The sequence below is a fragment of the Arthrobacter sp. JUb115 genome, from assembly GCF_004365035.1.
In the GTDB taxonomy this organism is placed as follows: domain Bacteria; phylum Actinomycetota; class Actinomycetes; order Actinomycetales; family Micrococcaceae; genus Glutamicibacter.
This window is the reverse complement of record NZ_SOBS01000001.1, coordinates 267,651-282,240: the sequence shown is the minus strand read 5'-3', so window position 1 is coordinate 282,240 and position 14,590 is coordinate 267,651. Positions and strand designations below refer to the sequence as shown.

The window sequence follows — 14,590 nt, the reverse complement described above, 5'->3', positions numbered from 1 at the left end:
CATAGCGCGAGGTATGCATGGACGTAGACTACCCTGGCTCGATGGCTGAATCCAGTGAAGCCCGATTCGCTTGATATGGTTCCAGTCGGAGAGGAGTAAAGACCAAAATGAACTTGGTTGAGCCTTCCCACAACCATGCTTTGCAGCCACGCCGATTCGGCAAAGGCGGACGTATTTCTTAGCTGGAAAAGTGTGCTTCAAGCTGCTCGGTTCGAGGGCTGATGAAAGCGACTTGCTAGCCTCTTACGGCCACAGCGATAGAAGAACGCTCTACGCGACAGCAGCAGAAATGTCGAATGCGGGGGACCGAGCTCCTTGAACAGCAGCACCGTCCAACCGGGCTATGGGCTGGCAGATGGTGTTGTGGATCGGCGGCAAGGTGATCCCATATCGCCGGGTTTAGCACACGGGGCACAACATTGCTTTTCAAGTTCCGAAGCGCGCTGTTTCCCGCAGTCCGCCCTACTTTACCCACCAGCTTCGCGGCTTCCCACACGGGATCTTCTGCCGCTGAAAGTGCGCGCGTTGGAAAGGGCGCGATCAACCGGTTTTCCGTACAAAGAAACCCGCTGCGCCGAACGAAGCGAAATGCGAGAGTCCTTGCATCACATGTTGTTGATGGCGTACTTGCGGCTTGACGGGGAATATGCCGCAGCCAGCGAATGGGGCAGCGAAAAGTGGTCCGAATGGATGCTGCGGCCCCAGAAAATGGCGAACCAACCAGAACGAACCGGTCCGCTTCGTTCCTGGTGTAATAGCTGGTTGGGCTGCGTAATTCTGCTCAATCATGGCCTCTGAATGCCACCTGTGTTCCCGAAGTTGACCCGCACAGTGACACAATAAGCCAAGTAGCCCCTTCAGGTTGCTGTCATGGAAAGGACCTTCTCCGCATGTCCCGCAAGTCCGACCCGGCCCGGGTGCGCAACTACTCGATGGTGCTCCAGGAGATTTTCTCTTCGCCCGGCGGCTCCCGCAAGGATGTCGCCGATGCCCTGGGCATCAGCGCCGCATCGGTTACCGGCATTGCGGCGAGCTTGCTGGAAAGCTCATTAATCAGCGAAGCCGAACCAATGGCTGTGGGGCAGGGGCGGCCCAGGGTCCCATTGCACGTTGATACCAAGTCCAATCTGGTGATGGGCATCCACCTGGGACCGCGAGTCACCGGCGTGGTGCTTACCGGGCTGGATGGGGTGGCCAAGGCCTCGGTTCTCGTGCCGCATGATGGCTTGGGCGCCCAAGAGTCCTTCAAGCTGGTCATTAACCAAGCGAAACAGCTGGTGGACGAGCATGCCAAGGGGAGGCCAATCTTGGGGACCGGGGTAGCCACCGGCGGCATTGTCGACCGGATCAACGGGCGGATTGTGGAGAATCGCGGTGCTCGTTGGCAACAGGTTCCCGCGGTGCAGATGCTCGAAGAATTGCCCCAGCCGATTATTCTGGACAACAATGCCCGCGCAGCGGCGCAGTCCGAGCTGTTCTATGGGCATGGCGCCACGGAGCGCGATTTCCTGCTCATGGTGATCACCTCGGATTTGGGCGCGGTTTTAGTCAGTGACGGGCGGATCCGCGCCGGCTGGTCGCAGCATGCCGGGAACATTGCCCATCTTCAAGTCAGTGACCAGGGGTTCCCTTGCGATTGCGGACGCAGTGGCTGCCTGCAAGTCATGGCAACCGACGAAGCTACCGTACGCCGGGCGCATGAGGCCGGTCGCCTTGATGTGATGCATTATGGCGATATTGATCGGCTTTATGACGCTGGTGATGAACAGATCCGTGCCCTGGTCGCTGATCGCGACACCTTTGTCGCCCGGGCCGCTGCGATGCTCTTCGACCTGCTGGACCCGGGGCTGCTAGTAATCGCCGGGACCCCGGCCGAACGCCCCGAAACCCGGACCCTGGTCCAAACGGTGGTCGCGGAGAATTCCCTGCAGGGCGCCCAGGCCTCAAGCCGCGTAGTCTACTCCAGCGACCATTCGCTGTCGCTGTCGATCTTCGCAGCCAGCTTGATGGTGAACGAAGTGCTGGCCAATCCGCTGGCCTTTATTGATCGGCTGCATGCGGAGACAGAGGCAGAATAAGCCCCGGAAAGTGTTGACAGTCACACCTTCTGCAATGTTTACTTTATTTCATAAAATAAATAAAGTGACAGCGGCCACGAGCCCGGCACAGGTGCCGGTAGCCGCTCAGGGAGGAACAAGATGGAACGACAGAAGAAAACTGCGCTCGTTGCCTGTGTCGTATCGCTGATGCTCGCCGCAACCGGCTGCTCATCAGCCAGCAGCCAAGCGGAGCAAGTCGGTGATGGATCCGGTGAGGCAACCTTGTCATTCATGACCAGCGAGCCAAAGAGCATCGTGCCGCAGAAGGATCCCGGAAGCCAGATCGGTATGGCGCTGTGCGCGAACCTGATGGAAGTGAATTCCGAAACCCAGAAGCTGGAACCGCTGGCCGCCAAATCGGTGACCAGCGATGATGCCCAGGTCTGGGATATCGAGCTGCAAGACGGATGGACCTTCCACGATGGCACCCCGGTAACGGCACAATCCTTCGCCGATGCCTGGAACGCCACCGCCACCGGATCCAACGCCTGGCAGGGCAATGGCACCTTCGTCTCCTTCGAAGGCTATGACAAAATGAACCCGCTGGATGGAGGCAAAGCCAAGGCCAGCGAGCTCTCCGGAGTCAAGGTTGTGGACGACACCCACATGGAAGTCACTCTGAAGGCGCCGAACCGCGACTTCCCGGCAATTCTGAGCACCAACCCGACCTGCCCGATGCCGCAAAGCGCATTCGATGACGAGACCGGTTACGACCAGGCACCAGTTTCTAACGGACCATACAAGTTCGACTCCTGGGATCACAACCAGCAGGTAGTGATGGAGAAATGGGACGGTTTCAAGGGTGCCGAGGGCTTCAGTGGCGGAGCCGAGAAGCTGATTGGTAAGATCTACACTTCCGTGGATCCGGCCTACACCGACATGACCGCAGGCAACCTGGACATGATCCGCAACGTGCCGGCCACCATGGTGGACAAGGCTTCCAGCCAGCTGGGCGAAGAAGCGCTGTACAAGGTCGCAATCGGCTCCAAGCAGCAGACATTGCAGGTCCCTGCCTACGTCGATGAACTGACTTCCCCGGCTCTGCGCCAGGCGATCTCCATGTCCATTGACCGCGAAGCGATCGCCACCTCGCTGCTCAAGGGTCACGCCGAGCCATCTGACTCATTGGTCCCGCCATCGCTGGAATCCTACGTTCCCGGATCCTGCGAAGCATGCACCTTCGACCCCAAGGAAGCCAAGGAGATCCTGGCTGATGACGGCGGCTTTGAAGGCACGCTGACTATCGAAAGCAACTCCAACTCCGACCAGCAGCTGGTGCAGGCCATTGCCAAGCAGATCCAGGACAACCTGGGCATCAAGGTGCAGATGAAGCCGATGCTGGGCACCGAGCTGTCCGAGCGCCGCAACAACCAGAAGCTCGAAGGCGCAGCCTTCGGCTTGTGGGGCTGGTCGTACATGTCTCCTGACCAGTACCTGAGCCAGTATGAGACCGGTGGCGACGGCAATCTGGCCACCGGCTACTCCAATCCAGAAGTGGACAAGCTGCTACGCGCGGCCCGCGCCGAGATGGATGATGGGAAGTCCACCGAGCTGTTCAAGCATGCCGAGGCGAAGATCATCAAGGATCTGCCAGCCATCCCGCTGTTCATCCCGACCGACTACGGCCTGCAGTCCAAGTGCGCCGTGCTCAACGACGTGCAGGGCGACCTGCAGTACTACCGCGCGGGCTACGGCTGCTAGCACCACCAGTCTCCGGCGGGCGGGCCATGAAACGAGTCATGGGTCCTCCCGCCGGTACACACTATTCTTCTTAAGGGGTAACCAATGCTGGGTTATACCGTGCGGCGCATCTTGCAGATGATCCCGGTGCTACTGGGCGCCACCTTCATTATCTACGCACTGACCTTTCTGATGCCGGGCGACCCGATCTCGGCGCTCACCGGCGAACGCCCGCTGCCCGAGGCCACCGTGATGCAGATCCGCCAGGCCTACCATTTGGATGACCCGTTTTTCGTCCAGTACGGCAATTACATCCTCGGGGTCTTCCGCGGGGACTTCGGCATCGACTTCTTCGGCCGCCCGGTACTGGATTTGATCCTCGAGCGCTTGCCGGTGACTTTCGCGCTGGCGCTGACTGCCTGGGTGCTCAAGCTGTTCATTGGCCTGGTTATCGGCGTTTACGGAGGGCTGCGCCGCGGACAGTCGGGAGACCACTTCGCACTGGTGTTCACGGTGCTGTTCATGGGTGTACCGGGCTTCGTGATCGCTCTGGGCGCACAGACCTACTTCGGTGTGCACTTGGGCTGGGTGGACCCGGCCGGCATCCGCGCGGGCTGGCCCATGGCCTTCATTCTGCCCGCCTTGGTCATGGCCTTCGAGGCCGCCGCCGGGCTGGCCCGGCTGACTCGCACCTCGCTGGTGGAAGTGCTGCGCGCTGAATACCTGCGCACCGCCAAGGCCAAGGGCCTTTCCCCGCGGCGGATCATCTGGGGCCACGCACTGCGCAACGCCATGATCCCGGTGGTGACCTACCTGGGCCTGAGCCTAGCCGGCATGCTCGGCGGCGCGGTCATCATCGAGGCCATCTTCAACATCCCGGGCATTGGGGGACTGATGGTCAGCTCCATCAACAACAAGGAAGGCACAATCGTGGTTGGCATCGCTACCTTGCTGGTGCTGGTGTACTTGGTTTTCAACCTGCTGGTTGACCTGACCTACGGCCTGATCGATCCACGGGTGAGAATATGAGTTCGAGCATGAGCACAGTCAATCCCGCCGATGGCGCCCAGGCGGTGGACCGCTCCCCGCAGAAGTCGCGCGGCGCGCACCGGCGCTGGTGGCTGAAGCCGCGCTTCGCGATCTCCGGGTCCATTGTGCTGCTGATGATCCTGATGGCCGCGTTCCCTCAGCTGTTTACCGGCTTTGGTCCCGGGCCCACGGAGAGCTGCGACATCCTCAAATCCAACCAGCCGCCTAGCGCCGCGCACCTGTTCGGCATCGATATCCAGGGCTGCGACTACTATACCAATGTCATATATGGGGCGCGCGCCTCGATCCTAGTGGGCATCGTGGTCTCGGCCATCGCCTTTGGCATCGCCGCGCTGGTCGGGGCCGTCGCCGGATACTTCGGAGGCTGGGTGGACGCAGTGATTTCCCGGGTGTGTGATATGGCCTTCGGCCTACCGTTCATCCTGGCCGCGATCGTGGTGCTGCAGCTGTTCAGCGAGCGCAACGTGTGGACCGTGATCTTCGCGCTGTCCCTGTTCGCATGGCCCGGGGGCGTGCGCTTCATGCGCTCTTCGGTGCTGGAAGTGCGCAACCGCGAGTACGTGCAGGCCTCCCGGCTGCTGGGCGCCAGCAATGGGCGGATCATCGCAAAGCACATCGTGCCCAATGCAATCACACCGCTGCTCGTGCTGCAGACCCTGGGTGTGGGCGGGATGATCTCTGCCGAGGCCGGCCTGACCTTCATCGGCATCGGGCTCACCCCGCCGTCGGTGTCCTGGGGCCTGCAGCTGGCAGCGGCCCGCGACTATATTGATGCCGCCCCGCACCTGCTGCTGTTCCCAGCCGTATTCCTGACCATTACCGTGCTCGGCTTCGTCCTGTTTGGCGAAGCCATGCGCGACGAGTTCGACCCGAAGGGCAAGTGATGAGCACTGCGCACGAAGCAGCAAACCCGCTGCTGGAGATCAAGGACCTGCGCGTTGAGTTCGCCACCCGGCAGGGAGTTGCCACCGCGATCAACGGCGTGGATCTCTCGCTGCCGCGCGGCCGCGCCCTGGGCATACTGGGTGAATCGGGCTCAGGGAAGTCCGTGACCGCGCGAACCATCATGGGCCTGCTGGACACTCCGCCGGCGAAAGTCACCGGTGGGCAGATCCTGCTGGACGGAGAAGACCTGCTCGCAGTGACCCCCAAGCGCCGCCGGGAGCTGAACTCGGCCAGCGTGGCCATGGTGTTCCAAGACGCGCTCAGCGCCTTGAACCCCGTGCACCCGGTGGGCCGCCAGATCGGCGAGCTGTACCGCGTGCACCGCGGCTACAGCCCGGCAGAGGCCAAGAAAGCGGCCATCCAGATGATGGACCGGGTGCGCATCCCAGTTGCAGCCAGTCGGGTGAACGACTACCCTCACCAGTTCTCCGGGGGCATGCGCCAGCGCATCGTGATCGCGATGGCCCTGGCCCTGAACCCGCAACTGCTGATCGCCGACGAGCCGACCACCGCGCTGGATGTCACCGTCCAGGCCCAGATCCTGGAGCTGCTGACCGAGCAGCAGGTGGAGAACAACATGGGCTTGATCCTGATCACCCACGACATCTCGGTGGTCCGGGAGGTCACCGACCAGGTGGCGGTGATGTATGCCGGGCGGATCGTGGAGAACGGGCCCACCGCCCAGGTGCTCTCCGAACCGGCACACCCCTACACCCGCGGTCTGGCCTCATCGGTGGCCAGCGAGGAGCTCAAGGGCCAGCTTCTTCCAGCAATCCCGGGCAGCCCGCCGGACCTGCTGAACCTGCCGGCTGGCTGCGCCTTCGCTGGGCGTTGCCATCTGGCCAACCAGCAGTGCGCCACCGAAGTCCCGGAACTAGACGAAATCGCCGCGCAGCGCCACACGGCCTGCTTCAACTCCCAGGAGGTGCTAGCCCATGCTTAGCCCGCAGACCCTGCCAGAGACCGCGACACCGGATGCCGCCCCGCTGATGGAAATGCGCGGGGTTACCCGCCACTACCCGGTGGCCCGTTCTCTGCCCATCGGGCCGCGCAAAGTAGTCAAGGCCCTGGACGGGGTGGACCTGCAGGTGCAACAGGGCAAGACCCTGGGAATCATCGGGGAAAGCGGCTGTGGAAAGTCCACCATGGCCCGCGTGCTCAGCGGGCTGGAAAAGCCCACTGCTGGCCAGGTGCTGTTCGAGGGCCACGACATCAATGCGCTGCGCGGAGCGGAGCGGGCGCAGATGCGCCGGAATATCCAGCTGATCTTCCAAGACCCCTACGCGTCGCTGAACCCGCGCATGACTATTGAGCAGATCCTCTCCGAGCCCTTCGAAATCCACCCGGACATCGCCAAGCGCGGCTCCCGCCGAGCTAATCTGGGCGAGATGATGGAATTGGTCGGGCTGAACCCCGATCATTTGGGACGCTATCCGCACAACTTCTCCGGAGGCCAGCAGCAGCGCATCGGCATCGCCCGCGGCATCGCACTGAATCCGAAGGTGCTGATCTGCGACGAAGCGGTCTCGGCCCTGGACGTATCGGTGCGCGCCCAAGTGGTGAACCTGCTCGATTCGCTGCAGCGCGAACTGGGTCTGAGCTACGTCTTCATCGCCCACGACTTGCAGATCGTGCGGCATATTTCCGACTCCGTGGCCACCATGTACCTGGGACGGGTGATCGAGACCGGCTCCTACGCCCAGGTCTATGACGCCAGCGCCCATCCCTATACCCAAGCATTGCTCTCGGCAGCACCGGAACTGCGCCAGGATCCGGCGCATGCGCGCCAGTTGATCATGCTGCAAGGCGACCCGCCTTCGCCGATCGACCCGCCCTCCGGCTGCCGCTTCCACACCCGCTGCCCGGTCGCCCGGCCGGACTGCGCAACTAGCGAGCCGGAGCTGGATCCGGTGGCCGATGGCCACCGCGCCCGCTGCTTCTATCCGGGCCCCATCAGCACAGAACTATCCCAAGGAGACTGAAACATGGATTTGAAAGTTGGCATTATCGGCTTCGGGCTGCGCGCTTCCCTGCACCGCTACCTGCAGCGCCCAAACGAAGGCAGCGTCGTGTCCATTGTTTGCGACACCAGCGAACGCGGCCGTCAGGATGCCGCTGAGGCGCTTCCTGATGCGGTAGTCACCGGGGATTTGCAGGAATTGCTGGACTTCGAGCTGGACGCAGTGCTGGTGCTCACCCCCGACTACACGCACCGGAACGTGGTGGTGCGCACCTTGAAATCCGGTATTCCGACCTTCGTGGAGAAGCCGCTGGATATCACTTTGGAAGCGGCCGACGAGATCCTGGATACCGCTCGGCGCACAGGCACCCGGCTGTATGTTGGACACAATATGCGCCATATGCCGGTGATTCGGCAGATGAAGCAGCTCATCGACTCCGGGACCATCGGCGAGGTCAAGGCCGTCTGGTGCCGCCACTTCGTAGGCAACGGCGGAGATTACTACTTCAAGGACTGGCATGCCCAGCAGCGCTATGCGAATACGCTGCTGCTGCAAAAGGGAGCCCATGACATTGACGTTATTCACTGGCTGGCCGGAGGCTACAGCACCCAGGTTTCGGGCGTTGGCGCGCTGGCCGTCTACGGGGACGTCACCGATCGGCGGGACAACTCGGATCTGCGCATGCGCGACTGGTTCTCGCTGTCGAACTGGCCCCCGGCCAAGCAGACGCAACTGAACCCAGAACTGGACGTGGAAGACTTGTCAATGGTGCAGATGAAGCTGGATAACGGGGTGCTGGCTTCCTACCAGCAGTGCCATTTCACCCCTGACTATTGGCGCAACTACACAGTGATCGGCAGCGCCGGGCGGTTGGAGAATTTCGGCGACGGTCCCGGGGACTTCATTCACGTGTGGAACACCCGCAGCACCCATGGATTCGCCGAACCGGATTTGAAGGTCGAAGTCAATGGCGATGATGAAGGCCATGGCGGCGCAGATCCGAATTTGATCGCAGAGTTCCTGCGTTTTGCCCGCGAAGGGGGAGCGACCGATACTTCCCCGGTTGCCGCTCGCGCGGCAGTGGCCGTGGGCGACTACGGCGCCCGCTCAATGCGCGCGGAGGGAGAGGCCCTGCAAATTCCAGCGCTCGATGGACAGCTCGCCGAGTATTTCGCTGCCAACCAGCAGGCGGCGGCCGTTAGCTGACCTCGATGGGGCTGGCATTTTTGGTGCAGCTGGGCGGTCGCTTCAACGTTCTGAGCAGGCAGAGCCTGCCAAGATTAGGCGAACCGGCCAGCTCCCCGGGGCTCTGGCTTATTGCTTGGATGCCAAAGCTGGCAGCTTATCCATGGAGGTGAACACCTGCGTTGCGCCAGCTGCGCGCAGCAGCTCGGGCGAAGTGCTCGTGGGTCCGCCGTTGGAATAGCCGTACACCGTCGCGCCGGCCGCGATCCCGGCAGCCACCCCGGTGGCAGTGTCCTCGATAACCAGTGCGCCAGCTGGGTCAATGCCCAGCGACGCGGCTGCGGCCAGGTAGACATCCGGTGCCGGTTTGCTGCGTGGGCATTCCATGCCGCTGAAGACCCGGTCTCCGAAGTACTCGGTGAACCCGGCCAGGGCCAGCTGCATTTCGACCTTGGCCCGGTCTGCGCCGGTGGCGCAGGCAATGTTCTGGCCGTAGACCGAGGAAATCTGCTTGACTGCTTCCAGCGCTCCGGGGATCGGCTGCAGCTCCGAGCGCAGCGCTTCGTCGCGGCGTGCGCGGAACTGGCTAATCCACTGGTCGTCGATGCGGAATCCGGTCTGGTCGAGAATGGGTTGCCACTGGTCTTTCAACGCCTTGCCGATGAAGATCTCGATGCATTGCTCGGGGCTGATCGCCCAGCCCAGCTCGATGAGCATCTGGCGGAGCACGGAATTGGTGATGGACTCGGAATCCACCAGGACGCCATCGCAATCGAAAAGCACGGCGGAAAATTTCGGATGCAGCAAGGACGGTCCCTTCCAAGGATTCAGCAATTGGCTACGCGGCAGAGAATTCGTGGAGAATGCGGGCCAGCGGCGCCAGCTCGGGCTGCTCTTCTGCCTGCTTCAACACGCGTTCCAGCGTGGCATCGTGAATGGGCTTGGCCTTCTGGTACAGCTCGTGGCCAGTGGGAGTGAGCTCGGTGTAAATGCCGCGGCGGTCATCGGCGCACAGCACCCGCGAGAGCAGATTGCGGTCTTCGAGCCTGGTAACCAGTCGCGTCGTTGCGCTGGGGCTCAGTGCCGTGGCGCGGGCCAGCTGCGCCATGCGCATATGCCAGCCATCCTGACGATTCAGGGCATCCAGAAGTGTGTACTCGACCACAGAGAGCCCCACCTGCGCCGTCAGGTCCTTTTCAAGTGCAGTATCGATTAATCCGTGCAACGACGCCAAAGTGCGCCACCCTCGGGCACGGATTTCGACAGCATCATCTGCGATTCCCATGGGTTCCTCCAAAAGTACTTGCTTGCGCTGGTTAGTTGCGTGTGCAACGATAGTGTTCATCGCGCAATAACAAGCGTGTGCAACTAATTTATCTAGTCTATCAGGAGTAACGCTATGCCGCTCGGTCTTATTGCGTTGGCCATCGGTGCCTTCGGCATCGGGCTTACCGAATTTGTCATCATGGGCTTGTTGCCGGATGTGGCAGCCGACTTCGGCGTCAGCGAGGCCGCAGCTGGCTGGCTCATTTCCGGATACGCATTGAGCGTCGTGGCCGGCGCCCTCGGCCTGACCGCAGCCACCGTCCGCTTGCCGCGCAAGCCGGTGCTCGTCGGGTTGCTGGTACTTTTCATCATCGGCAACTCGCTTACCGCGATGGCCGCAACGTACGAAGTGGCCATGATCGGCCGCGTCATCGCCGCCCTGTGCCACGGTGCCTTCTTCGGTATCGGCGCGGTCGTGGCAGCTGACCTGGTCCCGGCCAACAAGAAGGCTGGCGCCATTGCCATCATGTTCACCGGGCTGACCGCCGCCAACGTACTGGGTGTTCCCTTCGGTACCCTGCTGGGGCAGCATTCCGGCTGGCGCTCGACTTTCTGGGCCATCTCCGGCATTGGCATTATCGCCCTGATCGGCATCCTCGTGCTGGTGCCAGCCATCAAGCACGCAGCCGAAGGCATCTCCCTGCGCAGAGAACTCGGGGCCTTCACCTCGCTGCAGGTCTGGCTGTCCCTAAGTGTCACGGTCCTTGGCTACGGTGGCATGTTCGGCGCCTTCACATACATCGCCTACACCCTGACCGAGGTCACCGGATTCAATGAGACCAGCGTTCCATGGCTGCTGATGCTCTTCGGCGTGGGTCTGTTCGTCGGCAACTGGATCGGTGGCCGCATGGCTGACAAGAGCATCGACCGCACTCTGCTCATCTTCATCTCGGTACTGCTGGTGGTCCTTGTCCTCTTCGGATTCTTCGCAAGCAACCAGATCGCCACCGTTATCGCTTTGCTGCTGATGGGCGGCTTCGGGTTCGGAACCGTTCCCGGTCTGCAAAGCCGCATCATGCAGTACGCCGGCAATGCACCGACCCTGGCATCCGGCGCCAATATCGGTGCGTTCAATGTCGGCAATGCGCTGGGCGCATGGGCTGGCGGCCTGGGCATTGCGGCAGGCCTGGGCTACACCTCGCCGATCTGGATCGGCGCACTGATCACCCTCGTCGCACTGGTCGTTATTCTCCTGGCCATGGGCTTGGCCAAGAAGTCTTCGGCAGCATCACCCCAGCTGGTTACAGCTGGCTAATCCACAGTTTTGTTCAGTCCCCAACCAATTTCTAGGAGTTAGACATGACTACCCCCATTCCAACCATCACGCTGAACAATGGCGTTGAAATGCCTCAGGTAGGTTTTGGAGTCTTCCAGGTTCCCAACGAAGAGACCACTGCTGCAGTGGGTTCAGCGCTCAAGGCCGGCTACCGCAGCATCGATACCGCCGCCATCTACGGCAATGAGGAAGGCGTGGGCGCAGCACTGGCCCAGTCCGGCATCGCCCGAGAAGACCTGTTCATCACCTCCAAGATCTGGATTGCGGACATGGGTTACGAGCAGGCGCTGGAAGCCTTTGATGCAAGTCTTGAGCGCTTGGGCCTGGACTACCTGGACCTGTACTTGATTCACTGGCCAGCCCCGGAAAAGAATCTCTACGTTGAGACGTGGAAGGCGCTGGAGAAGCTGTATGCAGAGAAGAAGATCCGCGCCATCGGAGTTTCCAACTTCCAGCCTGAGCACCTGGAGCAGCTGGTCGCCGAAGGAACCATCGTTCCGGCCGTGAACCAGGTGGAGCTCCACCCAGCTTTGCAGAACCGCGAAGTCGTTGCAGCTAACGCGCAGCACGGTATCGTCACCGAAGCATGGAGCCCGCTGGCTCAGGGTGCAATGCTCACCGACGAAACCATCGTGGGCATCGCTCGGGCACATGAGGTGTCCGCGGCTCAGGTCATCCTGCGCTGGCATCTGCAGCAGGGCCGGGTGATCATCCCGAAGTCTGTGACTGAATCACGCATCATCGCCAACTTGAACTTGTTCGGCTTCAAATTGACCAGCGACGAACTGGCAAGCATTGATGCCCTTGATCGCGATGGACGCACCGGCCCAAACCCGGACACCTTCAACGGCTAACTTGATGACAACAACCAAGATGCTGCCTGTGCCCTCATCGGGCCACGGGCAGCATCTATGGCTTGGATAGTCCGAGGATTTGTTCGGATGCGGACTTTCTGCACTGGCGCCGGCTGGCCACAAGCATTATGGAGTGACGGACGACTATGCGTCTGATACAGCTATACGGCGGATCGTACAGTTTCCATTGATCAATGCTCTGCGGAAAAATGTAGGTAGAAATCATGTTTCGCCCGTCGGCCAGCTATACAGTCAAATGGAGACAGATCGGCGACGCGTGCTGTCTCCGGTTCGGCATCCTGCTGGTACGGCAAATTTTTTTCTGCCGCAGTCACGGTTGGAGAACGCAACGGCGCGTACTTGCTTGAGAATCATGCCTATCAGCGCCGTAAGTTCGCCTTTGGAGATTTCGAATGCCGAACTTGCAACTGCAGCGGGCGTTAGTTCGCCACCCCGGAGATAGCCACGGCGAGGACTCCACCCGTTCCCTCACCGAGGATGCCGTTGAATTGCACCGCATCGACCTGTGCCGTAGACAGGATCTCTGAAACCGATACGTTGTTCTCCTCGCCATTGCAGATGACTTCGACAGTATCGTTGCCGCTCCAACTGGACCCAGTCTGGGTGGCGAATCCGAGTCGAAGCGTTCCCTCTCCGAAGCAACTGACGCGGATCCCCGTGATCCGGGCGCCGGAGTCATAGTTGAGAACGATGCCCGAATCAGTATCTCCCGGAGTACCTTGGCCAACGCGCAGGGTGCCCCCACCGAGGGATCCCTTTGCAGACGTGGCTGCCTCCAGGAACATACTTGCCTCGTTTTGTGACTGATTCCAATCGACCTCAGGCATCGACGAGCAAGAGGCCAACCCGATAATAAGGACAGTTGGCATGATGACCGGAGAAAGACGTTTAACCATTTGAAGCCATACTATCAAGGTGACTGAAGAATGAAACTTTGGTGTAACCGGACTGTCAGAGCTACGGCACGGCTGGTGTTTGAACGTGTTTGGTTTTAGGCGCACAATGTACAAAGTTCAAAGGCCGTGAATCTGGGCGCGCTTTGTCTCAAAGAGGTGACGTACGCTGGGAGAGGTTGGATCCGCTCAGCCTTTACCCTACCTGGCGACGGAGCGCCCGCGTCGAGGATCCGATTCATGAGCGTCCATGTAGATTCGAAAATAAGTACTTCTACCGCGCAGGACCGCAATCAGTCTGAGACGGGCTCGACGATTGCTAAATCCAGACTGGGAAAGCTCGTATTCGTGAAACCGGTTCAATCAAATCGTGAAACTACGTTGTTGAGTCGGCTGATTGTCACTATCGTGTTGGGATGCTTTGCGATTTATTTCCTAGCACCAATATGGTGGTTACTGGTGTCGGCTTCAAAACCGATGGGCGAGCAGTTTGCTGCTCCAGGTTTTTGGTTCAACGGAATGCACCTGGGGAACAACATCGCCGAGTTGTTGGCGGCACGCGACGGAATTTTCCTGCGGTGGATTATGAATTCCGTATTTTATGCCGGGATCGGTGCCCTGGTTGGGACGTTACTGGTATCGATGGCTGGCTATGCCATGGCCAAATACCGCTTTCGTGGACGCGAAGTAGTTTTCAGTGTGGTGCTAGCAGCGGTACTAATTCCCAAGATTCTTTTCACTTTGCCCCTGTACCTCATGTTTTCAGAGCTGGGATTGATCAATAATCCATTGGCTGTCCTGCTGCCCAGTATCGTCAGCCCCTTCGGTGTATACCTTTCGCGAGTCTTCGCCGCGCAGTCCGTACCTGACGAAGTAATTGAAGCAGCGCGTCTTGACGGGGTAAGTGAGGTTGGGATCTTCTTCCGCGTGGGTGTGCGCATGATGACGCCCGCTCTGGTGACCATCTTCTTGATCAATTTTGTAGAAATCTGGAATAACTATCTGTTGCCTGCAATGGTCATCGATGACTCCTCATTGCAGCCCGTGACAGTGGGTTTGGTGGCTTGGTTTGCTTCCAATGGCAAGGTGCCAATGTCGCTGGTAGTCGTTGGAGCACTGGTTTCCGTGATTCCGTTGCTGTTGCTATTCCTGTTCCTGCAACGCTTCTGGAAAGCAGGCCTGACAGCTGGCGCCATCAAATAAGCGGAATGCCCAAGGCTCGGTATTTTTACATCATTGGTCAGCAAAGCGGCCAGCTCAACGCTCTAGGTTGAGCTGGCCGCCTTGCTGTTCGGAGCTG

General features: G+C 60.4%; 14 protein-coding genes. 10 read left to right on the top strand and 4 right to left on the bottom strand.

Going from position 1 to position 14,590, the window contains the following annotated elements:
* Positions 1-540: 540 nt before the first annotated feature.
* Complete coding sequence (locus EDF61_RS01350; RefSeq protein WP_133833013.1) at positions 541-789, bottom strand: hypothetical protein; 249 nt, start codon at positions 787-789, stop codon at positions 541-543.
* Positions 790-890: 101 nt separating this feature from the next.
* Here EDF61_RS01350 and EDF61_RS01345 point away from each other — a divergent pair, with 101 nt between their 5' ends.
* The 7 genes from EDF61_RS01345 (at position 891) to EDF61_RS01315 (ending at position 8,941) form a co-directional block, all read left to right on the top strand.
* Positions 891-2,078, top strand: coding sequence for an ROK family protein (locus tag EDF61_RS01345; RefSeq protein WP_105657162.1), 1,188 nt, complete (start codon positions 891-893; stop codon positions 2,076-2,078).
* Between the two features lie 120 nt (positions 2,079-2,198).
* Positions 2,199-3,800, top strand: a complete 1,602-nt coding sequence (locus tag EDF61_RS01340; RefSeq protein WP_105657163.1) for a peptide ABC transporter substrate-binding protein — start codon at positions 2,199-2,201, stop codon at positions 3,798-3,800.
* 84 nt (positions 3,801-3,884) lie between these two features.
* A complete protein-coding gene (locus EDF61_RS01335; protein WP_105657164.1) occupies positions 3,885-4,808 on the top strand; it encodes an ABC transporter permease in 924 nt (307 codons plus the stop codon).
* 8 nt (positions 4,809-4,816) lie between these two features.
* Positions 4,817-5,713 (top strand): ABC transporter permease, encoded by an 897-nt coding sequence (locus EDF61_RS01330; RefSeq protein WP_105657165.1) that lies wholly within the window; start codon positions 4,817-4,819, stop codon positions 5,711-5,713.
* Positions 5,713-6,717, top strand: a complete 1,005-nt coding sequence (locus tag EDF61_RS01325) for an ABC transporter ATP-binding protein (protein WP_105657166.1) — start codon at positions 5,713-5,715, stop codon at positions 6,715-6,717. Before EDF61_RS01330 ends, EDF61_RS01325 begins: the two co-directional genes overlap by 1 nt.
* Complete coding sequence (locus tag EDF61_RS01320) at positions 6,710-7,756, top strand: ABC transporter ATP-binding protein (protein ID WP_105657167.1); 1,047 nt, start codon at positions 6,710-6,712, stop codon at positions 7,754-7,756. Before EDF61_RS01325 ends, EDF61_RS01320 begins: the two co-directional genes overlap by 8 nt.
* A 3-nt stretch (positions 7,757-7,759) precedes the next feature.
* The gene (locus EDF61_RS01315; RefSeq protein ID WP_133833012.1) at positions 7,760-8,941 is read left to right on the top strand and encodes a Gfo/Idh/MocA family protein; all 1,182 of its coding nucleotides are present in this window, start codon (positions 7,760-7,762) and stop codon (positions 8,939-8,941) included.
* A gap of 108 nt (positions 8,942-9,049) precedes the next feature.
* Here the strand turns inward: EDF61_RS01315 and EDF61_RS01310 are convergent, their stop codons facing one another.
* Both EDF61_RS01310 and EDF61_RS01305 read right to left on the bottom strand, forming a co-directional pair.
* Entirely contained in the window at positions 9,050-9,727 is a 678-nt protein-coding gene (locus EDF61_RS01310) for an HAD family hydrolase (protein ID WP_286134150.1), read from the bottom strand.
* 31 nt (positions 9,728-9,758) lie between these two features.
* Positions 9,759-10,205 (bottom strand): MarR family winged helix-turn-helix transcriptional regulator, encoded by a 447-nt coding sequence (locus EDF61_RS01305; protein ID WP_105657169.1) that lies wholly within the window; start codon positions 10,203-10,205, stop codon positions 9,759-9,761.
* Positions 10,206-10,319: 114 nt separating this feature from the next.
* On the opposite strand from EDF61_RS01305, the gene EDF61_RS01300 reads away from it, so the two are divergent.
* The gene (locus EDF61_RS01300; RefSeq protein ID WP_105657170.1) at positions 10,320-11,501 is read left to right on the top strand and encodes an MFS transporter; all 1,182 of its coding nucleotides are present in this window, start codon (positions 10,320-10,322) and stop codon (positions 11,499-11,501) included.
* A gap of 44 nt (positions 11,502-11,545) precedes the next feature.
* On the top strand, positions 11,546-12,376 hold the full coding sequence (locus tag EDF61_RS01295; protein ID WP_105657171.1) for an aldo/keto reductase: 831 nt from the start codon (positions 11,546-11,548) through the stop codon (positions 12,374-12,376).
* A gap of 440 nt (positions 12,377-12,816) precedes the next feature.
* Here EDF61_RS01295 and EDF61_RS01290 read toward each other — a convergent pair whose 3' ends face one another.
* A complete protein-coding gene (locus EDF61_RS01290) occupies positions 12,817-13,182 on the bottom strand; it encodes a hypothetical protein (protein WP_105657172.1) in 366 nt (121 codons plus the stop codon).
* 348 nt (positions 13,183-13,530) lie between these two features.
* Here EDF61_RS01290 and EDF61_RS01285 point away from each other — a divergent pair, with 348 nt between their 5' ends.
* Positions 13,531-14,493 (top strand): carbohydrate ABC transporter permease, encoded by a 963-nt coding sequence (locus EDF61_RS01285; RefSeq protein WP_105657173.1) that lies wholly within the window; start codon positions 13,531-13,533, stop codon positions 14,491-14,493.
* The last annotated feature ends 97 nt before the right edge of the window (positions 14,494-14,590 follow it).

What these genes read in the sequence shown, in the direction of transcription:
- EDF61_RS01350 (WP_133833013.1), bottom strand. Translation starts at nt 789, where the DNA reads ATGATTGAGCAGAATTACGCAGCCCAACCAGCTATTACACCAGGAACG.
- EDF61_RS01345 (WP_105657162.1), top strand. Translation starts at nt 891, where the DNA reads ATGTCCCGCAAGTCCGACCCGGCCCGGGTGCGCAACTACTCGATGGTG.
- EDF61_RS01340 (WP_105657163.1), top strand. Translation starts at nt 2,199, where the DNA reads ATGGAACGACAGAAGAAAACTGCGCTCGTTGCCTGTGTCGTATCGCTG.
- EDF61_RS01335 (WP_105657164.1), top strand. Translation starts at nt 3,885, where the DNA reads ATGCTGGGTTATACCGTGCGGCGCATCTTGCAGATGATCCCGGTGCTA.
- EDF61_RS01330 (WP_105657165.1), top strand. Translation starts at nt 4,817, where the DNA reads ATGAGCACAGTCAATCCCGCCGATGGCGCCCAGGCGGTGGACCGCTCC.
- EDF61_RS01325 (WP_105657166.1), top strand. Translation starts at nt 5,713, where the DNA reads ATGAGCACTGCGCACGAAGCAGCAAACCCGCTGCTGGAGATCAAGGAC.
- EDF61_RS01320 (WP_105657167.1), top strand. Translation starts at nt 6,710, where the DNA reads ATGCTTAGCCCGCAGACCCTGCCAGAGACCGCGACACCGGATGCCGCC.
- EDF61_RS01315 (WP_133833012.1), top strand. Translation starts at nt 7,760, where the DNA reads ATGGATTTGAAAGTTGGCATTATCGGCTTCGGGCTGCGCGCTTCCCTG.
- EDF61_RS01305 (WP_105657169.1), bottom strand. Translation starts at nt 10,205, where the DNA reads ATGGGAATCGCAGATGATGCTGTCGAAATCCGTGCCCGAGGGTGGCGC.
- EDF61_RS01300 (WP_105657170.1), top strand. Translation starts at nt 10,320, where the DNA reads ATGCCGCTCGGTCTTATTGCGTTGGCCATCGGTGCCTTCGGCATCGGG.
- EDF61_RS01295 (WP_105657171.1), top strand. Translation starts at nt 11,546, where the DNA reads ATGACTACCCCCATTCCAACCATCACGCTGAACAATGGCGTTGAAATG.
- EDF61_RS01290 (WP_105657172.1), bottom strand. Translation starts at nt 13,182, where the DNA reads ATGTTCCTGGAGGCAGCCACGTCTGCAAAGGGATCCCTCGGTGGGGGC.
- EDF61_RS01285 (WP_105657173.1), top strand. Translation starts at nt 13,531, where the DNA reads ATGAGCGTCCATGTAGATTCGAAAATAAGTACTTCTACCGCGCAGGAC.